Annotated in this window: 16 protein-coding genes; 8 read left to right on the top strand and 8 right to left on the bottom strand. The window is 31.0% G+C overall.

The genetic code is table 11. The features are described from left to right. Positions 1–44: 44 nt before the first annotated feature. Positions 45–1,625: a malate synthase A gene (gene aceB, locus VK164_RS06435; protein ID WP_324208571.1), complete on the bottom strand. Its 1,581-nt coding sequence runs from the start codon at positions 1,623–1,625 to the stop codon at positions 45–47. Positions 1,626–1,815: 190 nt separating this feature from the next. On the opposite strand from aceB, the gene VK164_RS06430 reads away from it, so the two are divergent. Then, positions 1,816–3,291 carry a helix-turn-helix domain-containing protein gene (locus tag VK164_RS06430; protein ID WP_324208840.1) on the top strand — a complete coding sequence of 492 codons (1,476 nt, stop codon included), beginning with the start codon at positions 1,816–1,818 and terminating at the stop codon, positions 3,289–3,291. 48 nt (positions 3,292–3,339) lie between these two features. Here VK164_RS06430 and VK164_RS06425 read toward each other — a convergent pair whose 3' ends face one another. From VK164_RS06425 to VK164_RS06410, 4 genes are all read right to left on the bottom strand, one after another. Beyond that, complete coding sequence (locus tag VK164_RS06425; protein WP_008253880.1) at positions 3,340–3,759, bottom strand: nucleoside-diphosphate kinase; 420 nt, start codon at positions 3,757–3,759, stop codon at positions 3,340–3,342. A gap of 57 nt (positions 3,760–3,816) precedes the next feature. Then, positions 3,817–4,644 carry a formylglycine-generating enzyme family protein gene (locus VK164_RS06420; RefSeq protein WP_324208570.1) on the bottom strand — a complete coding sequence of 276 codons (828 nt, stop codon included), beginning with the start codon at positions 4,642–4,644 and terminating at the stop codon, positions 3,817–3,819. Positions 4,645–4,795: 151 nt separating this feature from the next. Further along, positions 4,796–6,391: a bacillithiol biosynthesis cysteine-adding enzyme BshC gene (gene bshC, locus VK164_RS06415; RefSeq protein WP_324208569.1), complete on the bottom strand. Its 1,596-nt coding sequence runs from the start codon at positions 6,389–6,391 to the stop codon at positions 4,796–4,798. 72 nt (positions 6,392–6,463) lie between these two features. Then, positions 6,464–9,808, bottom strand: coding sequence for a T9SS type B sorting domain-containing protein (locus tag VK164_RS06410; RefSeq protein ID WP_324208568.1), 3,345 nt, complete (start codon positions 9,806–9,808; stop codon positions 6,464–6,466). Positions 9,809–9,918: 110 nt separating this feature from the next. Between VK164_RS06410 and VK164_RS06405 the strand changes: the two genes are divergently transcribed. The 7 genes from VK164_RS06405 to VK164_RS06375 all read left to right on the top strand — a co-directional run bounded on the left by VK164_RS06405 (position 9,919) and on the right by VK164_RS06375 (position 20,746). Next, positions 9,919–12,108, top strand: coding sequence for a B12-binding domain-containing radical SAM protein (locus VK164_RS06405; protein WP_324208567.1), 2,190 nt, complete (start codon positions 9,919–9,921; stop codon positions 12,106–12,108). An 88-nt stretch (positions 12,109–12,196) separates the two neighbouring features. After that, positions 12,197–14,302, top strand: a complete 2,106-nt coding sequence (locus VK164_RS06400) for a response regulator (RefSeq protein WP_324208566.1) — start codon at positions 12,197–12,199, stop codon at positions 14,300–14,302. Between the two features lie 91 nt (positions 14,303–14,393). Continuing rightward, the gene (locus tag VK164_RS06395) at positions 14,394–14,879 is read left to right on the top strand and encodes an acetyl-CoA carboxylase biotin carboxyl carrier protein subunit (protein WP_324208565.1); all 486 of its coding nucleotides are present in this window, start codon (positions 14,394–14,396) and stop codon (positions 14,877–14,879) included. Between the two features lie 97 nt (positions 14,880–14,976). Continuing rightward, a complete protein-coding gene (locus VK164_RS06390) occupies positions 14,977–16,416 on the top strand; it encodes an acetyl-CoA carboxylase biotin carboxylase subunit (RefSeq protein WP_324208839.1) in 1,440 nt (479 codons plus the stop codon). Positions 16,417–16,497: 81 nt separating this feature from the next. Continuing rightward, entirely contained in the window at positions 16,498–18,039 is a 1,542-nt protein-coding gene (locus VK164_RS06385; RefSeq protein WP_324208564.1) for an acyl-CoA carboxylase subunit beta, read from the top strand. 92 nt (positions 18,040–18,131) lie between these two features. Continuing rightward, positions 18,132–19,259, top strand: a complete 1,128-nt coding sequence (locus VK164_RS06380; protein ID WP_324208563.1) for a LysM peptidoglycan-binding domain-containing protein — start codon at positions 18,132–18,134, stop codon at positions 19,257–19,259. A 68-nt stretch (positions 19,260–19,327) separates the two neighbouring features. Further along, positions 19,328–20,746 (top strand): MBL fold metallo-hydrolase, encoded by a 1,419-nt coding sequence (locus VK164_RS06375; RefSeq protein WP_324208562.1) that lies wholly within the window; start codon positions 19,328–19,330, stop codon positions 20,744–20,746. A gap of 68 nt (positions 20,747–20,814) precedes the next feature. Here VK164_RS06375 and VK164_RS06370 read toward each other — a convergent pair whose 3' ends face one another. The 3 genes from VK164_RS06370 to VK164_RS06360 all read right to left on the bottom strand — a co-directional run bounded on the left by VK164_RS06370 (position 20,815) and on the right by VK164_RS06360 (position 24,204). Continuing rightward, positions 20,815–21,051, bottom strand: a complete 237-nt coding sequence (locus VK164_RS06370; RefSeq protein ID WP_166235911.1) for a YdcH family protein — start codon at positions 21,049–21,051, stop codon at positions 20,815–20,817. 130 nt (positions 21,052–21,181) lie between these two features. Then, positions 21,182–22,483: a 30S ribosomal protein S12 methylthiotransferase RimO gene (gene rimO / locus VK164_RS06365; protein WP_324208561.1), complete on the bottom strand. Its 1,302-nt coding sequence runs from the start codon at positions 22,481–22,483 to the stop codon at positions 21,182–21,184. Positions 22,484–22,671: 188 nt separating this feature from the next. Further along, complete coding sequence (locus tag VK164_RS06360) at positions 22,672–24,204, bottom strand: OmpP1/FadL family transporter (protein WP_324208560.1); 1,533 nt, start codon at positions 24,202–24,204, stop codon at positions 22,672–22,674. Between the last annotated feature and the right edge of the window lie 37 nt (positions 24,205–24,241).

Genomic DNA, 24,241 nt, shown 5'->3' with positions numbered 1-24,241 from the left:
TTATGGATAGACTGTCGGATGTTGCAGCATTCGGCAGTTTTTTGTTAGTCAATATATTCGTATGCTTTCAAGGTTAAAAACTCGTCTAATTCTGAATTTAATATCATATCTGTGAAAAGTTTAGTCGCTAATTCAAATTTTCCTGAATTAAATCGTTCTTCTCCAACATAAGCTTTGATTTTAATTAATTCTTCAGAAGTGTACTTTAGATATAGTTCCGCGTTACATTTTTTTCCATTTTCAAGATTAACTTCTTTATGTAACCAAAGCCATAATTGTGTTCTTGAAATTTCGGCTGTGGCAGCATCTTCCATCAAATTATATAATGCTGCAGCGCCTACACCCATTAGCCAAGATTCGATATATAAAATTCCAACGTTAATATTTTTACGGACTCCATTTTCTGTTATGGTTCCTTTCGGGAGTTCTAACAATTGTTCTTCTGTTATATTCAATTCAGCTCTTTTAATATGCATTTGGTTTTTTGTTGGCATATTTTCGTTGAAAACTTTCATTGCTAGAGGAACTAATCCTGGATGAGCTACCCAAGTGCCGTCGTGTCCGTTTTTGACTTCTCTTTCTTTATCTGTTTTTACTTTTTCATAAGCTATTTCATTTGCATGATCGTCATTTTTTATAGGAATTTGTGCTGCCATTCCGCCAATAGCTAGTACATTTCTTTTGTGGCATACTTGAATTACTCTTTGAGAATAGGCGCTCATAAAAGGACTGGTCATTGTAACTTGGTCTCTATCTGGGATCATAAAACTAGGCTGCAATTTTAGTTTCTTGATATATGAGAAAATATAATCCCATCTTCCACAATTTAATCCAGCCATATGATCTTTTAATTCATATATAATTTCATCTAACTGAAAACTTGCTGTAATTGTTTCAATTAACACGGTTGCTTTTATTGTTCCAATAGGAATTTTGAAGTAGTCTTGTGCATACAAAAAAACATCGTTCCACCAACGAGCTTCTTCATAATGTTCTAATTTTGGTAAATAGAAAAATGGAGCTAATTCTTGTTTTATTAGAGTTTCTGCATTGTGAAAAAAGAATAAACCAAAATCTACTAAAGCACCAGAAAAATTTTCCCCATCTAATTGAATGTTTTTTTCTTCTAAATGCAAGCCTCTTGGACGAACTAAAAGTGTGGCTGTTTGATTATTTAACTCATACTTTTTATCATTTTGTACTAATGAAATGGTTTTGTTTATGGAGTCTTTTAAATTTTGTTGACCTTCTAATAAGTTAGACCAAGTAGGAGAACAGCTGTCTTCAAAGTCAGCCATAAAAACCTTCGCGCCTGAATTTAATGCATTAATAACCATTTTTCGGTCAACAGGTCCTGTAATTTCAACCCTTCTATCTAGTAAATTTTTTGGAATTGGTGCGGCTGTCCAATTGCTACTTCTTATTTCTAATGTTTCTTTTGGAAACTGAGGTTTTTCGCCTAAATCAAAACGTTTTTGTTGTTCCTTTCGCTTCTCTAGTAATTCTAATCTTTTCGGATTGAATTTTACTTGTAGCTTTTCTATAAATTGTAAAGCACCATCTGAAAGAATTTCAGGATACTTTTCTTGTTGTTTTACTTGAAGTCGCGAGATATTCGTTTCCATATTTAGAAAGTTTATTTATTTGATTGGCACAATATTATAAAATTTAAAAACACAAAACAAGCGAACGTTCGCAAAAATGTAAAATAAATTTAAAAAATGTTTTTCGCAAAAATGTATTATATTTGTTTTCTATTGTAAAATGAGGCAAAGAGTAAAAGATTTTTAATTTTTTATAAATAGTTTATTGATGATTGAAGAAGAATATATTCGTTTGATTTTTGGTTTAAAATTGAAACAAATTAGAACCGAAAAAAATCTATCGTTGTTTGGTTTGGCAAAAATCACGGGTTTGTCTAAATCGTATTTAAACGAAATTGAAAAAGGGAAAAAATATCCTAAAAGAGATAAAATCGTACTTTTAGCTGAAGCCTTGGATACTACATATGATCAATTGGTTTCTTTAAAATTGGATAAAAATTTGGCGCCAATTGGAGAAATTTTGCAGTCCAGAATTTTAAAAGAGATTCCATTGGATATTTTTGGAATTAAAGAAAGCGATTTAATTGATATTATTGCTGAAGCCCCAGTAAAGGTTAATGCCTTTATTAGTACGCTTTTTGAAATTGCTAAGCACTATAATTTAACACGTGAAAGTTTCTTTCTAGCGGCTTTACGTTCATACCAGGAAGCTAATAATAATTACTTTGAAGAGATTGAGTTTCAGGTTGAAAAATTTGCTAAAGCATATTCAGTTGATTTAAACAAACGTCTAAATTCAAAAGATTTTGAAGAAATTTTAGTTGAAGAATATGGTTATACAATTAATAATCATGAATTAACACAGCATAAAGAATTGAATAATTTGCGTTCTGTTTTTGTACTAAGTTCTAAAACTCTTTTGGTTTCCTCTGAAACCGATGATTCACAACGAATGTTTATTTATGCAAAAGAAATTGCTTACAATTTTTTGAATATAACAGATAGATTGTTTACTTTTTCATGGATAAAATTTGATAGCTTTGATCAGGTTTTAAATAATTTTATTGCTTCATATTTTGCAGGAGCATTGTTAATACCGCGTAAATCATTAGTTGCGTCACTGAAATTGTTTTTTGAGCAGAAAACTTTTTCTACTTATGATTTTCAATTATTGATGGATAGTTTTACAGATTCTCCCGAAACATTTTATCAACGATTAACGAATGTATTACCAAAAGATTTTAATCTGAAAAATTTATTCTTTTTGCGATTTAGTTACAAACCTGAACGTGGTGATTTTCAGTTGACCAAAGAATTACATATTACAAATTTATTAGAACCACATGCGAATGAACGCAATGAACATTATTGTCGCAGGTGGATATCTTTAAAAACAATTCAAGGTTTGACTGAAACAAGTGAAAGTCATGTATTAGATAGTCAAATATCTTCTTATAATCATACAGATAATGAATATTTTGTAATTTCTTCTGCTACAAAAGATCCTTTTAGAAAAGGGTATTATAGAAGTATTGCTTTAGGTATAATGATTAATCAACATTCTTTAAGTAGAATAGCTTTTTTACAAGATGAAAATATTAAACGAAGAAAAGTAGGGGTGACCTGTGAATCTTGTTCAATTTCGGATTGTATAGAAAGAGTTGCTCCACCAAAAAATCTGGATCGAAAAGCTCGTTTTCTGCAAACCGATATGGTTGTTAAAGAGATAATGGAAAAATATAAGTAAAAAAAATCCCGACTCATTGAATCGGGATTTTTATATAATATTCTAAAATTAGAATTGCTCTCTTCCTGAAAAATGAAAAGCACCTTCAATAGCTGCATTTTCATCAGAATCTGATCCGTGAACTGCATTTTCTCCGATTGAAGTTGCATATTTTTTACGGATTGTTCCTTCAGCTGCATCAGCTGGGTTTGTAGCTCCAATTAAAGTTCTGAAGTCTTCCACAGCATTTTCTTTTTCTAAGATAGCTGCTACGATAGGACCTCTTGTCATAAATTCAACTAATTCACCAAAAAATGGTCTTGCTGCGTGAACAGCATAAAAAGCTTGAGCATCAGCAATAGTTAATTGAGTTAGTTTCAAAGAAACAATTTTGAAACCACCTTCAGTAATCATGTTTAAGATTCCACCAATGTGTCCGTTTTCTACAGCATCTGGTTTAATCATTGTAAAAGTTCTGTTTGTTGCCATTTTTTAAATTTTTTGCAAAGGTACTATTTTAATTAGGTTTTGCAATATTGTTTTTTATTATTTTGTAACAGTTCGAGCTACTCTAAATCCATAAAATTCATGTGTTTTTGATGGAATTGTAGAAATTCGGTTTGCTGGTCTAATGTAGTTTGGTTGACTATCCCAAGAACCGCCTCTAACAGTTCTTCTTTCTCCCATTTCTGGTCCTTTTGGGTTGTCTCCTTTTTCTTGTTTGTAAAAATCTTTGTTATACCAATCCCAACACCATTCCCAAACATTTCCACTCATATCATATACGCCTAATTCATTTGGTAATTTTGTTCCTATTGTGTGTGGCTGGCCGTTGCTGTTAGCCTTATGCCAAGCTACTTCGTCAAGTTTATCACTGCCACTAAATTTAAACATTTTTGTAAGCGTTCCTCCTTTGGCTGCAAATTCCCATTCAGCCTCTGTAGGTAATCTATAACCATTAGCTTTAAAGTTGCAAATAAAATTTGGTCCTTTTTTAGTATAACACGGTTGTAATTTTTCTTTAATACTCAACCAATTACAATATGCAATTGCTTCATTCCATGTAACACCATTAATTGGATAATTATCTTGCCATCCCCAAGTTGGTTTTACGGGCATTTTCATGTTATTTGCTTTGATGAACTGTTTCCATTCCCAAACAGTTACTTCAAATTTGCTAATTTCAAATGAGTTTAAAGTTACACTATGTTCTTTTTGTTCATCTACTTCTGCGTTTCCGTCAGAATCTTTTGAACCCATTTTAAATGTTCCTCCTTTTATCTGTACCAGACTGTTTTCGATAAGTATATTTCTAAAAGCGAAAAAAGCTAAAAGTGTAATTAATAATGTTGAATAAAAAGTAATTTTTTTCATAGGGGTTTAAAATTAATTTAGGTGTGCAAATATAATAATAATTTAACATTGTAAATTAATATTGTTACAAAAGCACGTATTAAGTAAAATTATTGTTAAAAAAATGAAAAATAATACTTTTTATCGAATAAAAAAGTATTTTATCGATAAATTATAAAATAGTAATTGAAAATTTTTGCTCTAATGGTAAAAGTTCAGTAATTATTTTTGTTACAAAACTTTCAAAATCATCTACTTCAGAGACAAAAGATGTTAGATTTTGATTTCTTTCTTGCAAACTTTTGTTTGGAAATAACTCATTTTGGATTTCAAAAATACGATCCAATTTTGAAGCATGATTTTTACGTTCAGCTTTCAATAATCGCTTCTCTAAATTTTCTAAACCTTTGAGTTGTTTTGCTTCTTGAGCTTTTACAGCGCCAATAAATGATTTGTCAGTTTGGCTCGCAATCTCTAGTAATGTTTTAAATTGCTCTTTCAAAATTGCTTTTTGTTTAGAAAAGTCGATTGTGAATGCAGAAAATTCTTTTGTTTTTTTGTCAGAAAGTTGTTTTTGATACATAAAAATATCATTCCAACTTAAACCTAATTTATCCAATTTTGATGCTTGTTTTTCTGTAACTAAAAGCATAGAATTTCTAACCAAAAGCATTGGAAATGTAACGTTGTTTGCTTCAAAATTTGATTTTAACTCTAACCAATATGCGATTTCTCCACCACCACCAATATAGCATAAATTTGGTAAAATTATTTCTTGATATAATGGTCTTAAAATGACATTTGGACTGAAATTTTCCGGATTTTTATTTAGTTCAGTAAGGATTTCACTTTCTGAAAATGATAAAAGTGTATTATTAATTTTGTAATTTCCTTTATCAAAAATAATGCGTTCTCTTAATTCGTTTTGAATATAAAAAAGATTAATTTCTCTCGGATTTACCTGAATATTGTAATCTTTAAGTTTAGGTAATGTTTCGTTTACTTTTTGAAAAGATATTTGTTCAACTAATTCTTTTTTTATATACGGAACAAAAAGTTTTTTCAATTCTTTACTATCACCATCCACAATAACTAATCCTTCATTTTTAAATAATTCATTTGCTAAAAATCGGGTAGCATTGGCTAAATTTTGATGTTCTAAATATGATTTTTTAAATAAATCAAGTAAGTAGTTTGCGTTTCTTCCTATTCCAATCTCTTTAGAAAATGCGTCATAGACCAAATCTAACCCTTCTGTTGAAAGACGTCCAACAGGGCCATTACTCTCTCTATTCCATCTGAATTTTTTGTCTTTAAAATTGAAATAATTGATTTCATCAAAATCATGATCCTCTGTTGCCATCCAATAAATGGGAACAAAATTATGAGAGGGATATTTTGATTTTAATTCTTTACACAGCTTAATTGCGGAAGCAATTTTGTATAAAAAATATAATGGTCCGGTAAATAAATTCAACTGATGACCAGTTGTAATGGTAAAGGTTTTTGAATTTTTTAAAAGTTCAATATTTGCAGTAGTGGCTTCTGAAGTTTCAAACCTATTATACTGATTTGTTAATACTTTTGCTAATATTTCACGGTTTTCAATAGCGAAATTTTTACTTTTTTCTTCAATTTGAAGTTTAAAGTTTTCTAATGTTGGAAAACGATTGTATAAAGTTTTTAATTCAGCCTTTTGGTCTAAATAATCAACAATTAGTTTTGAAAAATATCCTGAATTTTGATACGTTATACTGTCGTTTGGCATTTTAGAATTATTTTTTGCTAAAATAATCAATTTTTCTATGCTATTGTCTTGGTTTAACAAACGCTTATGAAATTATCTTTTCAGAGAAAAATGCCCTTTGTGTTCTTTTCCGTTTTCTCTTTTTACTACAAACCAATAATCTGTTGAAGGAAGTTCTTTGTTATTGTATGTTCCATCCCAACCATTACTATTTGAATAAAATTGTGTAATTAATTTTCCGTATCTGTCAAAAATTGTAACTAATAAATTTGGCTCATTTTCTGAAAATTTAATTCTCCAATAATCATTATATCCATCTCCATTTGGAGTGAAATATTTTGGATACATCAATAAATAAACATCTTCTGAACTTACACCGCATCCATTTTTGTCACGAATAAAAACTGTGTATTCCCCATTTTCTAAACCATAAAAAGTATTGTTGTCTTGAAAATCAATTCCGTTTAAAGAATATTCGTAGATGCCGGCACTATTTGAAGATAATAAAACAGAAATTGTATTTTCATCTTGTGTCCAATCAGAAGTAATAATTTCTGAAATGGTTCCTATGTTGGAGTTTACAACAGTAAAATTTTTAGTAGTAGAACAAACTAAAGTGCCGTGATTTTCTGAAGCAGTCACTGAATAATTTCCAGGTTGCGTAACTATGATGGAAGAACTTGTTTCATTCGTAGACCAAGTATAGTTATCATATCCAAAACCTGCATCAATTGTGATTGAACTTCCTTCACAAATTGGCATAACATCATTAATGTTGATAAATGGTTTACTAACTAAAGTTAAATTAAGTGTTACAATTTGGAAACAAGTATTTGGCGATTCAATTCTGACATAGAAAAGCTTATTTCCTAGTGATAAATTGTAATTAGAACTATTCTGTACTTCATCTGAAGTCAACTGATTTTGAGCTCCGTTTAAAGAATTGTAATATTTAAAAATATTTCCAGTCGACGATATTAGTAACGAATTGTAATTGGAAAGGGTTGTTGTTTCAAAACCATTATTCAAATCATCACAAATAGTTTCAGAATAATTATTAGCATTTAATGTATTGATAAGTTGAATTGAAACAGCTAACCTTGTTTGACTTTCACAACCATTTACAGTTTGTGAAGCATAATAAGTTACTCCATTTTGTAATAGAGTAGAAGTTGGCAAAATAGTATTTCCAGTTAAACTATCATACCAAATAATATCCGTTCCAGTTATAGCAATATTGTTCAAAGTAGCATTTTCGGTACTACAAAAGCTTTGATTTTGATTTCCAGATGGAGCTGAAGTATTTTGAATAGATATTAAAACGGGAACTCTAGTGCTTTCACATCCATTTATAGTTTGCGAGGAATAGTAAGTTATTGCGTTTTGTAAAGGTGTTGTGTTTGGTAGTAAATTTCCGCCAGTTACAGCATCATACCATTGTATATTTTGACCTGAAATTGCAATGTTGTTTAACGTTGCGTTTTCTTGGATGCAAAATTGTTGTGGTGATGTAAGTGTTGGTAATGCATTAGGATTAACAATAGCAGTAAAAGAGGTTTTGTCACTTTCACAATTGTTAATTGTTTGGCTTACATAATAGGTTTCATTATTAATTAAAATGGTATTGTTTGGTAATATATTATTGTTTGAGTCGTACCAAGTTAAGTTTTGTCCTACGATATTAAGTGAACTTAAAGTAGCATTTTCACTTTCACAAAAGTCTTGATTTGTTAAATTTGGAGCTGATGGCGATTGAACTATTGAAACTGTAACAGGTAATCTATCAGTACTCTCAGGACAATTTCCAACTTGTTTAGACGCATAATAAGTTTGTCCATTAATTAAAGCCTGAGTATTTTGAAGTTGTGATGTAGAAGTTTGGCTATCATACCATTTTATTATACCAGAATTGGGAGTTAAATTAGCAATAGTTGGGTTTAGACTTGAACAAAATGTTTGAATTGAATTACCTAAAGGAATTGTTGTGTCACAGTTACTTAGTTTCAAAATGAAACCATCTTTATAAATAGTTCCTCCACTAGTGGAATTGAAAGAAACTACATTATTAGATAGGTCAAAGTCAGCCCACCATTGAAACTCTCCAACAAAATAAATCTCATTATCTTTAATTTTTATATCATTAAAAACAAATCCATAACAGTTATGGTAAGGATTCGTCTGGGGAGTTAATTTACCCATTTTAAATGCTGTAATAAAATTTAAATTAACATCAAATTTTAGATAAAAACCTTCACCTAATTGTGTTGATTCAGCGGTTAATGAGTGTGAATTAATCGAAGGGTCGAAATCAACTGTTCCACCAAATTCTCCAACTATATAATAATTGTTATAATTATCGGAAGCGATTCTTCTTGGGATTATCATATTTGCACCGAATGAACCATTTCCTCTAAATTCTTTAACTTGAATAAAATCACCATCACTATTTAAATTTAAGAAATACCTATTGTTATATCCGTTTCCATTTAATAGAAAAGTATTGTTTGATGGGTCTACATCAATATTTTCACCTATTTCTTTATTCCAACTACTTCCAATTATTAAATTACCATTATTTGAAATATGAAAAAGTTCTGGTATTTGAAATTCAAATTCCTTTTCCCATATTGTATTTCCATTTGTAAAATCAATTTTGAATAGTCTTTGTGTGTTTTGATTATTGGTATCAACTGTATTAATTAACAGATAAGGATTTCCATCATTTCCTAAATTTATCATTTCATCTCTTGAAGCGAGATAATCAAATGTTTTTTTCCAAATAATATTGCCTGAATTGTCAACTTTTATAATGTATGAACCAATTCCATTAGCATTTAAATCAAAATTGGGATTTGATAATACTAGACTTACATTATTAGTAAAATATCCGGTTATATAGAAGTTACCAATAGAGTCTATGTCAAATGAGTTTACATGTAGAGTGCCTGTTTGCCAACTGTTTAAATTTCTGAATTTAAACCTAGATATTTCATTTCCATTTGGATCAACTTTAATAATTGAAACATAACCATAGATTACATTCGATGAAGAATCAAATTCGGAAACCATTGCAAGAATATATACAAAACCATCATTTCCAATTTTTAATCCATATACTTCATCCCCTGACTTTCTAATGCTGTATGTTCGTCCCCAAATAAAATTCCCATTTTCGTCTGTCTTTATGAGATATATTTCTCTTAATGGACTTCCCCAGGTATTAGTGTTATCAATTATTTGAATATTATTTGGACTATGGTCTATATCAAAGATTCTTGATTCAGTTACACCTAATGAGTAATTGTTATTTAAATTGTCAATTTCTATAAAATTTGTGAAATCTTTGTTATCTCCACTTATTTGTTTAACCCATTGAAAGTCTTGAGAAAAGGAACTATAAGAAATAAATAAGATTAATATAAAGAAAATATAGCGCATACTGAAAAACATTTTCGCAAAAATAACAATTTAAAAAGACATTGTATCCAAATTATTACAAATTAGCTCGAAACGATTTTTAGTTTTAACTTTGCAAAAAAATCCATGCCTTGAAAAACACACTATTAATCACTCCACCTTTTACCCAACTGAATACACCGTATCCAGCAACGGCTTATATAAAAGGTTTTTTGAATACCAAAAATATTTCATCGTTTCAAATGGATTTAGGTATTGAAGTGATTTTAGAATTGTTTTCAAAAAAAGGGTTAGAAAGTTTGTTTCAAGTTTCGAGTTCTGAGTTTCAAGAATTTGAACCAAATTCACAGCGAATTTATTCTCTAAAAGATGATTACATCAAAACCATTGATGCTGTAATTACCTTTCTTCAAGGAAAGAATCCTTCATTGGCGCGACAAATTTGTTCAGGAAATTTTTTACCTGAAGCATCGCGATTTGACCAATTAGACGATATGGAATTTGCGTTTGGTAGTATGGGAATGCAAGACAAAGCCAAACATTTAGCAACATTATATTTAGAAGATTTATCTGATTTTATTGTTGAGCGTGTCGATGAGAATTTCGGTTTTAGTCGTTATGCAGAGCGTTTGGGAAGAAGTGCGAATTCGTTTGATGAATTATACAATCACTTGCAAAACGAATTAACTTACATTGACGAAATCACAATTAAAATTCTAGAAGATAGAATAGACGAAGTACAGCCCAAATTAGTTTTAATATCTGTTCCTTTTCCAGGAAATTTATACAGCGCTTTTCGTTGTGCTCAGTTTTTAAAAGCTAATTTTCCAACTGTAAAAGTTGCGATGGGTGGCGGTTTTCCGAATACTGAATTGCGTGAATTAAAAGATGAAAGAGTTTTTGAATTCTTCGATTTTATTACTTTAGATGATGGAGAGCTTCCTGTTGAATTAATTTATGATTTTGTTGTATCTGGTGATTTCAAGATGCCTTTGAAACGAACTTTTATTTTAGAAAATAACCAAGTAGTTTATAAAAATAATGCAACAAAACAGGATTACAAACAAGCAGAAGTAGGAACGCCTGATTATTCTGATTTGTTGTTAGATAAATACATTTCGGTTATAGAAATTGCCAATCCAATGCATAGTTTATGGAGCGATGGTCGTTGGAATAAGCTTACAATGGCGCATGGTTGTTATTGGGGAAAATGTACATTTTGTGATATTTCTCTAGACTATATAAAGTTATATGAACCCATTGCGGCCAAAATTTTGGTTGATAGGATGGAAGAATTAATCGCTCAAACAGGCGAAAATGGATTTCATTTTGTAGATGAAGCAGCGCCACCGGCTTTAATGCGAGAAGTAGCTTTAGAAATTATCAAGCGGAAATTAGTTGTTACTTGGTGGACAAATATTCGTTTCGAAAAAAGCTTTACTGCTGATTTGTGTTTGTTATTAAAAGAATCAGGTTGTATAGCTGTTTCAGGTGGATTAGAAGTGGCTTCGGACCGACTTTTAGAACTAATCAAAAAAGGAGTTACTGTTGAGCAAGTAGCACAAGTTACAAGAAATTTTACGGAATCAGGAATTATGGTTCACGCTTATTTGATGTATGGTTACCCAACACAAACCATTCAGGAAACGGTGGATAGTTTGGAAATGGTGCGTCAATTGTTTGAATTAGGTGTTTTGCAAAGTGGTTTTTGGCATCAATTTGCGATGACTGCACATTCTCCGGTGGGAATGTTTCCTGAAGAATTTGGAGTAATTCCGGAACAAAATAAAATTACGTTTGCCAATAATGATATTAATTTTAAAGACAAAACCGGAATCAATCACGATAAGTTCAGTTTTGGATTAAAGAAATCGTTATTCAATTACATGCACGGAATCTGTTTCGATTACGATTTACAAGATTGGTTTGATTTTAAAATTCCAAAAACAAAAATTCCATCTGATTTTATTTATAATTGTCTTCAAAAAGAGCAAAATTTCTCTACAAAATCCAATGCTAAAATTGTCTGGATAGGAGGGAAACCTCAAACTGAAATCTTTACAAAATCCAAAAAAGGAAATACTTGGCAAATGATGAAATTAACGTTTCATGATAAAACGCAGACTTATGATATTTCCTTAAATGCAGAAGAAGGAAAATGGTTGGTTGAAGTTTTAGAAAAAGTTTCGGTTTTTAATGAAAATAAATTCACTTTTGCTCAACTGAAATCTCATTTTGAACAACAATTTGATGATTTCGAATTGTTTTGGTATAGTAAATCCTTGCAAATTATTAAAAACACTTCATTGTTGGTTTTGTAGAATTTTTACTAAATAGTCTTTATTTTTCATTAAATATTTTATAATTATTGAAAAAAATATATAAATTTAACATCTAATACGATATGGTGTGAAATTTATTTTCCCTAAAAATGCAGATTCTACCTATACAAAAGTAATAAGTTTACTTTCACTAATGTCTTTTGGACTATTGGTTTTAGTGGGTTCGTTGTACTATTATATGAAAGTACAAGAAAAAGATATTTATGATTCTAGTAATAAGATTTATAAGAATGAAATAAATTCTTTAATAAAACTAAATTCTGAAAATTATACTTCCTTAGCTGTTGAAATTACTTATTGGGATGAATTTGTTGATTTTGTAAAAACTAAAGATGTCAAATGGTTTAATACTTCGGTTGCCAATATTTTAGATAATTATAAAGTTGAATATGTTTGTGTTTATGATACAAAAGGAGCATTTTTAACAAAAGTTTCAACTCCAAAGATTAAAACAGTTCAATTTATTCCACACGAAGCTATAACTAAATTATTAGCTAAAAAAGTAGATAAATTTTATATCAAAATTCCAGAAGGCGTTGTTGAAGTATATGGAGCAACCATTCATCCTTCAGATGACCCATATAAAAATAAGACAAAACCTTCGGGTTGTTTTTTTATGGCTAGACTTTTAGATAATGAATATTTCGCCAATTTTGAAAAAATAAGCACATCAAATATTGATTTTTTTAAGTATCCAGAAGAAAAATCAAAAGCAGTTTATTTTGTTAAACCGCTAAAGGATTATAAGAATCAAACTATTCAGCAGCTTATTTATAAAAGAGCTTATAATATTGATTTTTGGATAACTAAATTCATTTTAATCGTTATTACTATTGCTTTGATTTTATCATGGATTGTTTATTACTATTATGCCAACAGATGGTCAAAGCTTCCATTGAGTTTTATCAAAAAAATTTTAAAGAATGGTGATAAAAATGCAATTCAGTCATTAAAAAATATTAGAGGCGAATTTAGATATATTGGAAAATTGTTTGAAGAGAATCAATCTAAGACAAAGGAACTTGAAATTGCTAAAAATAAAGCAGAAGAAAGTGATAAATTAAAATCTGCTTTTTTGATGAATTTGTCACACGAAATTAGAACTCCAATGAATGCAGTTTTAGGATTTTCTGAATTACTCTCTAATTCTAAATTGTCTGAAAAAGACCGAAACGAATACATAAAAGTAATTCAGCAAAGCGGAAAAAATCTTCTGGAAATTATTGACGATTTAGTCGAAATGTCTAAAATAGATTCTCAATTAATTAAACCAAACTTGCAGCCATTTGATTTAGACGATTTTATTCAACAAATTTTTCTATCATATGAAAAGCTTTACAGCAATGAAAAAGTAGAATTTAAATTAATCAAACCTGAAAAACCTATTCAAAAACAAATTATTTCAGATAAAGTAAAATTAGGTGAAGTCATTACTAATTTATTGAATAATTCTTATAAGTTTACTGAAGAAGGATTTGTTATTTTAGATTATGAAGTTGATGAGAAAAGTAATAAAATTAATTTCAGTGTTAAAGATTCTGGAATAGGAATTCCAAAAGCTTTTCAAGAGAATATTTTTAAACGATTTAGTAAGATTAACGCCAAAGGAATTTCAGCTAATGAAGGACTTGGATTAGGTTTGGCAATTTCAAAAGCATATGTTGATATGGTTGGAGGTCAAATTAACTTTACCTCTCAAGAAGGTGTTGGTTCTACTTTTTTTATATCCATTCCACTTTGTTTTGCTCTTGAGAAAAAAAGTGAAGAAGCGATTGTTTCGCAGATTAAAGCAACTACTAGTTTAGGTGAAGAGGAAGTTATTCTGGTAGCCGAAGACGATAATATCAATTTTTTGCTTATTGAAAATATTTTGAAAAGCTATAATTTTAGAATTATTCGTGCAAAAGATGGATTAGAAGCAGTAGAATTTTGTAAAATGAATCAAGAAATTGATTTAGTTTTGATGGATATAAAAATGCCAAATCTTGATGGTTATGAGGCTTTCATTGAAATTCGAAAATTTAATCCGACAATTCCAATTATAGCTCAAACTTCCTATTCTTTTGAGGAGGAATTAGAAAAAATTAAAAAATTAGGGTTTGACGATTTTATTTCTAAACCTATTCAAAAGCAAAAATTATTTGAATTAATAAAGGTTTATATGAACCGATAAAAACTATAGTATTTTTACAAATTTTATGAGATTTGTCATTTACGCAAACGATTTCTTTTTGTAAGTTTACGACAACTAAAAATAATCTCATATGGATACTTCTTATAAGCTTTTAGTCAATAATTCTAATAATCTTGAATTGACTGAAAGTAGTTTAAAAAGCCTTGATGCTGTCTGCATTGAGCAATCAAAATTTCATATATTAAAAGATCATAAACCATACAAGGCAGAAATTGTTTCAGCAGATTTTATAGCAAAAAAATATACTGTAAAAGTCAATAACAATACCTACGAAGTGGCAATTTCAGATGCTTTAGATGAATTAATCAAGAGTATGGGAATTGAGCGAGGAAGAACTAAGATTGTTAATGCTATCAAAGCACCAATGCCAGGTTTAATTCTTGAGATCAGCGTAGAAGTTGGTCAAACCGTAAAAGAAAACGACCCTTTGTTAATTCTTGAGGCCATGAAAATGGAAAATAGTTTCCTTTCACCACGTGATGGTGTTATTAAATCTATCGCTGTAGAAAAAGGAAATGCTGTAGATAAAGGACAATTATTAGTTGAATTTGAATAAAAAAAGAGGCAAGATGCAAGAAAAAAGAAGTTAGAATTTATCTTTCTTCTTTTCAGTAAAGCGGTCTTTCTTCTTTCATCTTAATATTATGAAAGAAATAAAAAAAATATTAGTAGCAAATCGCGGTGAGATTGCCATTAGAGTAATGAAAACCGCAAAAAAAATGGGTATAAAAACAGTAGCCGTTTTTTCAACTGCGGATAGAAATGCACTTCATGTAAAATATGCTGATGAAGCCGTTTGCATTGGAGAAGCTGCTTCAAGTCAATCTTATTTGCGTGGAGATAAAATCATTGAAGTTTGTAAAGATTTAGGCGTTGATGCTGTTCATCCTGGTTATGGATTTTTAAGTGAAAATTCATCTTTTGCTGAAGCTTGCGAGAAAAATAATATTATTTTCATCGGACCAAAATCGAAAGCTATTGAGATGATGGGAAGTAAATTAGCGGCTAAAGAAGCGGTTGTGAAATATGATATTCCAATGGTTCCTGGAGTGGATCATGCAATTATTGATGTGGAAGAAGCTAAGAAAACTGCAAAAGCGGTTGGTTTTCCAATTCTGATAAAAGCATCTGCAGGTGGTGGTGGAAAAGGAATGCGTGTGGTTGAAAAAGAGGAAGATTTTGAATCGCAAATGAATCGTGCAATTAGTGAAGCAACTTCTGCTTTTGGTGATGGTTCAGTTTTTATTGAAAAATATGTAACCAAACCGAGACACATCGAAATCCAAATTATGGCAGATAGCCATGGGAATGTTTTATATATTTTTGAAAGAGAATGTAGCATTCAACGTCGTCATCAAAAAGTTGTTGAAGAAGCTCCTTCATGTATTTTAACACCTGAAAAGCGTAAAGAAATGGGAGAAGCTGCGGTAAAAGTGGCTCGTGCTTGTGATTATCTAGGTGCAGGAACAGTTGAGTTTTTAATGGATGCGGATCATAATTTTTATTTTTTAGAAATGAACACCCGTTTGCAAGTAGAGCATCCAGTTACTGAAATGATTTCGGGATTAGATTTGGTGGAATTGCAAATACGTGTGGCTCGAGGCGAAGCATTGGATATTAAACAAGAAGATTTAAAAATTCACGGGCACGCTATGGAACTTCGTGTGTATGCTGAAGATTCTATGAATGATTTCTTACCAAATGTTGGATTTTTGAGTACCTATAAATTACCTGAAGGCGAAGGAATTCGAGTGGATAACGGAATTGAAGAAGGAATGGATGTGCCAATTTATTACGATCCAATGCTTTCAAAATTAGTAACTTACGGAAAAACAAGAGAAGAGTCTATCGAATTAATGATTAAAGCCATCGATAATTATCATGTTGAAGGTGTTGCAACTACTTTACCTTTCGGAAAATTTGTAATGGAGCACGAGGCATTTCGTTCTGGAGATTTTGATACTGGTTTTGTAAAAGCCTATTATGATGCTGAAAAGCTTAAATCAAAACTAGACACAGAAGCAGAAATTGCAGCTATGGTTGCATTGCAAAAATATCTTGAAGATCAAAAAGTATTACGATTACCAAACTAAAGTATTAAGATTTAAGTATTAAGTAATAAGACAATAACTTAACTTGAAACTGGAAATTTTAAACTTGAAACAAAAAGTAAAATGGAAGATAAAATAAAAATATTAAACGATAAAATTGCCTTAGCCAAATTAGGTGGAGGTGAAAAACGAATTGCATCACATCATACTAAAAAGAAATTAACTGCTCGTGAAAGAGTTGAATATCTTTTAGACGAAGGTTCATTTGAAGAAATAGGGATGCTGGTAACCCACAGAACTACTGACTTCGGAATGGATAAAGAAATTTATTATGGTGATGGAGTGGTAACGGGTTATGGAACTATTAACGGAAGGGTCGTCTATGTTTTTGCCCAAGATTTTACGGTTTTTGGGGGCTCATTATCAGAAACACATGCCGAAAAAATTTGCAAAGTGATGGATATGGCTTTGAAAAGTGGTGCGCCAATGATTGGATTAAATGATTCAGGTGGTGCACGTATTCAAGAAGGTGTTCGTTCGTTAGGTGGTTATGCAGATATTTTCTACCGAAATGTTCAATCTTCTGGAGTTATTCCTCAAATTTCTGCTATACTTGGACCTTGTGCTGGAGGAGCAGTTTATTCACCAGCGATGACCGATTTTACCATGATGGTTGAAGGGAATAGTTATATGTTTGTTACAGGTCCCAATGTAGTAAAAACTGTTACAAATGAGGAAGTTACATCAGAAGAATTAGGTGGTGCAAGCACACATTCAACAAAATCAGGTGTGGCTCACATTACGTCTCCAAACGGAATTGAATGTTTGGAGGATATTAAAAAATTACTGAGCTATGTTCCACAAAATAACAGAGAAACAACTCCAAAATTACCATATGTTTTAGGAGATGAAGTGCGTGAAAAATTAGATACAATCGTGCCTGATAATGCAAATAAGCCATATGATATGCACGATGTAATCGCTAACATTATTGATGAAGATTCATTTTTTGAGATCCATAAAGATTTTGCAGAAAACATCATCGTAGGTTTTGCAAGATTAGGAGGTAGAAGTATTGGAATTGTGGCTAATAATCCTAAATACCTTGCTGGCTGTTTGGATGTTAAATCTTCTATTAAAGGAGCTAGATTTGTACGTTTTTGTGATTGCTTCAATATACCGTTATTAGTTTTAGAAGACGTGCCAGGGTTTTTACCAGGAACCGATCAAGAGTGGAATGGAATTATCGTTCATGGAGCTAAATTATTATATGCATTTAGTGAAGCAACAGTTCCAAGAGTTACCGTAATTACTCGAAAAGCTTATGGAGGTGCATATGATGTAATGAATTCTAAACATATTGGTGCTGATATGAATTTTGCTTGGCCAAGTGCAGAAATTGCAGTTATGGGTGCAAAAGGAGCTTCAGAAATTATTTTCAAAAAAGAAATTAGCGAAGCAGTTGATCCAGCAGCAAAACTATTAGAAAAAGAAGCAGAATATGCTGAATTATTTGCAAATCCTTATACCGCTGCACAACGAGGTTTTATTGATGAGGTGATATTGCCACGCGATACCCGAAGAAAGTTACTTAAAGCTTTCAGTATGCTAGAAAATAAAGTAGTTGATACACCAAAACGTAAACACGGAAATATTCCGTTGTAAGATAAAAAAATGTTAAAACTCCCTTTAAAATGGGAGTTTTTTTTATCTTGCAAACTCAAAATTTTACTCCAATCCATCTAAAATAATTTTCTATGAGATTCATAACTATTTTTACTTTTATATTTCTGTGCTTTACCAGTATTGCTTTTTCGCAAAAAACGATTAAACATACTGTAGTTGAAGGTGAATCTTTTTATTCAATTGCCAAAAAATATAAAGTAACGGAGTCGGATATTTATGAATTAAATCCAAAAGCTAAAGGAACTTTATTACAATTAAAAACAGTTTTGTTAATTCCAAACAAGAATTATAAAGCTGAGAATAAAAAGAAAAAAGTAACATCAAAAAATGTAGAGGCTACAGAATTTCATATAGTTGAGACTGGTGAGTCGTTATATAAAATCGCAAAACAGCACGGTATTTCGTTAGAAAAATTAAAAGAATTAAATCCAGATATCAAACCTGAAGCTATTCAAATAGGTGATAAGATAACAGTTTTAGCTTCAAAAAAAGAAAAAGCAACTATAATAACTCCTAAAAAAGAAGAAACACCAATTGTAGCTACGCCTACGGTAGAGATGATGCCAATTGATTGTGAGGATGAATTAGGGAATAAAATTCACACTGTTCAAAAAGGAGAGACTTTGTATAAAATTGCAAAAAAATATAAAATTAAACTCAACGATTTAAAAGAGTTGAATGAAGAAGTAGTTGAAAATCTTCCAGAAGGATATCAGTTAATTATTAAACTTGGAACTGTCGAATTGGAAAATCAACCTAGAGATAGCAAAGAATCAATAGATGTAAAACCACTTTCTCTAGAAAATATGTCAAAAGCTGAGTTCTTAATTGCAAAAGCTTCGGAACATATTGGAACTCGCTATCGAGGTGGTGGAACAACAAGTGCAGGTTTTGATTGTTCGGGTTTAATGTTTGCTACTTTTAAACATATAGACATGACTTTGCCACGTTCATCTGGTTCAATGGCAGTTGGAGCTGGTGTAAGAATTGATAGGGCTCAAGCTCAAAAGGGTGATTTGATTTTCTTTACTACCAATGGAAGAGGAAGCATTAATCATGTTGGAATGATTACAGAAGTTTTAGATGATGAAATCAAGTTTATTCATTCATCTGTTCAGTCAGGTGTAATTATTTCTTCTACAAAAGAACCTTACTATTCAAGAAGATTTGTTCAAATTAATAGAGTTTTACCGGAATAGATTCATGATATTTATCATTTTGTGCTAGTATTGATGTGGTTAAATTAGTACCTTAAAATAATTACGTCATGAAAGTAGAACAGATTTATACTGGTTGCATTGCGCATGCAGCCTATTACATTGAAAATAATGGTGAAGCTGCCATTTTTGATCCTTTACGAGAAGTACAACCCTACATTGATAGAGCTAATAGAGACAATGCAAAAATTAAATATGTTTTTGAAACACATTTTCATGCAGATTTTGTAAGTGGTCACCTAGATTTAAAAGCAAAAACTGGTGCGGAAATTGTTTTTGGACCTACTGCAAAACCAGGTTATGAAGCAACTGTTGCCACCGACGGGCAGTTTTTTGATTTAGGAAATTATAAAATCAAAGTAATTCATACTCCGGGTCATACAATGGAAAGCTCAACTTATTTGTTAATTGATGAGAATGGTAAAGAACATGGTATTATTTCTGGAGATACATTGTTTATTGGAGATGTAGGAAGACCAGATTTAGCGCAACATGTGATTGCAGAATTAACACAAGACAAATTAGCTAGACATTTATATCATTCACTTCGTGAAAAAATTATGCCCTTAAGCGATGATTTAATTGTATACCCAAATCATGGTGCTGGAAGTGCTTGTGGTAAAAACATGAGTAAAGAAACAACCGATACTTTAGGAAATCAAAAACGTACTAATTATGCCTTACGTCCTGATATGACTGAAGATGAATTTGTTGAAGAATTATTGACTGGTTTAACAACTCCTCCAGGTTATTTTCCTAAGAATGTATTAATGAATTTGAAAGGATACGAATCGTTAGACAAAGTATTGGAAAAAGCTAAACATCCTTTAACTGCCGATCAATTTGAGGTGATTTCTGAAAGGAAGGATGTAATAATTTTAGATACAAGAAATGCAACAGATTTTGCAACAGCATTTATTCCAAATAGTATAAATATTGGAATTGATGGTAGTTTTGCTAGTTGGGTAGGTGAAATGATTTCAGATATTAATCAAAAAATTTTATTGGTTGCTGAGTCTGGCAGAGAAGAAGAATGTATGATTCGCTTGTCTAGAGTAGGATATGACCATACTATAGGTTATTTAGAAGGAGGATTCGCGAAATGGAAAAACGCGGGGAAAGAAATAGATTCTCTAAAAAGAATATCGGCTGAGCAATTAGAGCAAATACTTGCAACAGAAGAATTATCTTTATTTGATGTTCGTAAGCAAAGTGAGTTTGATTCTGAACATCTTATTGATTCAAAAAACATTCCTTTGAATCAAATTAAACATTATTTAGATGTATTCCCAAAAGACCAATTATTTGTTATTTATTGTGCTGGAGGATATAGAAGCATGATTGCTGCATCAATTTTAAAACAAAATGGATTTGAAAATTTTGTAGAAGTATCAGGTGGTTTTAATGATATTGCTAAAGTTACTAAGTTGCCAAAAACTACTTATGTTTGTCCGTCAACAATGCTGTAATATTTGATGTGAATTAATAAAAAAGCCGCTAATAAAAGCGGCTTTTTAGTTGGTTTAGGTTTTTGTTTCTAGTTGTTTTTCAAAAAGTTATAAATTTCATCTTTAAGAAAAACTCTATCTTTTCTCAAATGACTTAATTCGTCATCCATTGCTAATTCTTCATCTGTTTCGATTTTGTAGATTTTAGTGTCTAATTCAGTATATGAATGTAACAAAACTTGGAATTCATCATTGTGATGATACAAGTCTTTAATCTTTTCTGCATATTCTGGAAAGTCTTGATAAATAGGATGTTTCGTTATCATAATATTGGTTTTTTTATTAGTATACTCAAAGTTACTAGCAAAAAATATAATTTGATATGACAAATGTCATTTTAAATAAAAAATCCTCACAACAAAATTGCAAGGATTTTTATATTGTTTTAAATACTGATTACACGGGTTCAGCATACAAATCAAATTCAGTAGCATCCGTTACTTTTAAATTTACAAAATCTCCTGTTTTTAAATAGAATTTCGAAGCATCAACTAACACTTCGTTATCTACATCAGGGCTGTCAAATTCGGTTCTTCCAATAAAATATTGACCTTCTTTTCTGTCAATTACACACTTGAAAGTTTGTCCAATTTTTTCTTGATTCAAATCCCATGAAATTTGCGATTGTAAATCCATAATTTCAGCTGCACGCGCTTGTTTAACTTCTTGAGGTACATTGTCTTCCAAAGCAAAAGCGCCTGTGTTTTCCTCATGAGAATAGGTGAAACAACCTAGACGTTCAAACTTCATTTCTTGTACCCAATCACGTAGAATTTCAAAATCTTGTTGTGTTTCGCCTGGATATCCTACAATTAAAGTTGTTCTAATTGCCATTCCTGGGACACGCTCTCTAAATTCTTGTAGTAATTTAGTTGTTTTCTCTTTTGTCGTTCCACGTTTCATTGATTTCAAAATATCATCTGAAATATGTTGTAGTGGAATATCAATATAATTACAAATTTTTGGTTCCCTTTTCATTAAATCCAAAACGTCCATCGGGAAACCACTAGGAAAAGCATAATGTAAGCGAATCCATTCGATACCTTCAACTTTAGTTAAGTTTTCTAATAATTCGGCAAGATTACGTTTTTTGTATAAATCCAATCCGTAATAGGTTAAATCTTGAGCAATTAAGATTAATTCTTTTACACCATTTTTAGCCAAACCTTCCGCTTCTTTAACTAATTTTTCAATAGGTTGCGAAACGTGTTTACCACGCATTAATGGGATAGCACAAAAACTACAAGGTCTATCACAACCTTCGGCAATTTTCAAATACGCATAGTTTTTTGGTGTTGTAGTTAAACGTTCACCGAGTAATTCATGTTTGTAATCAGCACCTAAAGCTTTCAATAAAAGTGGTAATTCTGTGGTTCCAAAATATTGGTCAACATCCGGAATTTCTTTCTCTAAATCGGGTCTGTATCTTTCTGATAAACATCCAGTAACGAATACTTTGTCAACTAAACCTTGTTCTTTTTTGTCCACATATTCCAAAATCGTATTCACCGATTCTTCTTTTGCATTATCAATAAAACCACAAGTATTAATTACTACGATATTGCCTTCTTGTTCATGCGCTACATCTTTCCCATTGGCTTTTAGTTGTCCCATCAAAACCTCACTATCGTAAGTGTTTTTAGAACATCCAAGTGTAATTACATTGATTTTATTTTTCTTTAACGATTTGGTTCTCATGCTTTTAAATTTGAGGTGCAAAATTACATAAAATAATCAGTTGAAGCACCAGCTATTGCGAATTTTTTAATTTTTTGTCCTTCCGTTTGCTCTTCAAGATATCGTTCCAATAGTTGCTAAAATCAATCTTTTGAGTAAAAAAAAACCACTTCGACTAGGAAGTGGTTTATTGTTTTGTTCTTAATTTCTTAGAAATTGATAGAGTAGGTAAGTGTAACATTGTTATTTGTAGTTCTTATTCTTGCTGTATCATTCATTCCTGAAGAAATAAAAGCTAAATTATAATTTCTGTGGTCGTTTGCGTATGCTAAATCTAATTTGCTTTCACCAAAATTATAACCAATTCCAGCAGAATACCCAGTTAAATCACCCATTGCAAAATCTACTTTGTAAGGACTTTCTTCAAAACGATAACCACCTCTAACACTCCATTGTTTAATTTTGTATTCACCACCAACTCTTAACTCATAAGCGTTTTTTAATTCGTTTTTCATTTGGCTATTCAAATCACTATAAAAACTATCATTTGTTGGTTTGAATTTAGTATTGCTGTAATCTTTAGTAGCATAATCAATGCTGATTAAACCTTTTTTGCCAAAAATATAAGCACCACTAAATGTGATTTTACTCGGCGTTTGTACTTTATATGTAGGGTAGACATTGATAACATCTGGAGCTATTACTTCTTGAAAATTATCGGTTCCATCAGTTGTGTTTACTATTAAACGTTGCGATAATTCGTCGTTTAATCTATACCATGTTGGCGATTCATAAGCAATACCAGCTCTAAATTCTTCTGTAACTTTTACGATTGCGCCCAAGTTTAATGAAAAACCAGTTCCATAAGTATATAATTCGTTGTCAAATTGAATGTCGGTAGCAGTATATCCTGTTGAATATAAAGGGTTGTTGTTGCCTTCATAAACAGATGTTGTTCTTACATAATCTGTAAAATGAGCATTTAAGTTCATTCCTAAGAATAATCTGTTTTTGTATGAAGTTGCTATATTCGCAGAAAGCTTTCCATTATAACCTGTTGCAGAAACATAATTTTCTTGGTAATAATTGCCACCTGGTGGTACATTTGTATAATACGAACCTGGTCCGTCTGATTCTAATAGATAAGCTTGGTATGCCATCATTGCTTGTTGTGCAGGAAAACCTAGTCCGCTAGTTTCTCCTAAATAAGCATATAAATCAGTAATTGTTTCTCCGGGTTGTAATTCTACAAATTCGTTTGGTAAGCCTTGTGCCTTGTCTAGGAAGTATTTATCAATAGAGTTAGTTGGGTTTATACCTGCTGAAAATAATTCATTGTCAAAGTCAGCAGTGTTTTCATAATTTAAAGCAATAGCGATTTTTGACCAATTGCTTTTCCCAGATTTATCATTAAAAACCATTACTGCTCCTATTTGATTTAAATCAAGTGTGCTGTAATCTTCTTTTGTTCTTGTTCCAAAATAATCTGAACGATTATGTATGTTGTAAAGACTTCCAGAAATACTTGCATAATTGTTAGCAAAAAACAATGACCCTGCAGGATTTATGTTGATTGAAGACAAGTCTCCACCAACTGCTCCAAAAGCACCGCTCATTCCTCTAAAACGAGCAGTTCCCGTTAAATTATTTACTGCATAGCGTAAGGCGTCTTGAGTCGTAGTTTCTTGCGCAAATGAAACTATAGAGCTGCCTATTAGTAGTGATAGAAATATTTTTTTCATTACAATTTTTTATTTTTAAGAAAACTTATCTTTTGAG

Source organism: Flavobacterium sp. (assembly GCF_035299005.1).
In the GTDB taxonomy this organism is placed as follows: domain Bacteria; phylum Bacteroidota; class Bacteroidia; order Flavobacteriales; family Flavobacteriaceae; genus Flavobacterium.
The sequence above is the reverse complement of the archived record's forward strand: the minus strand, read 5'-3'. Positions and strand labels throughout refer to the sequence as shown.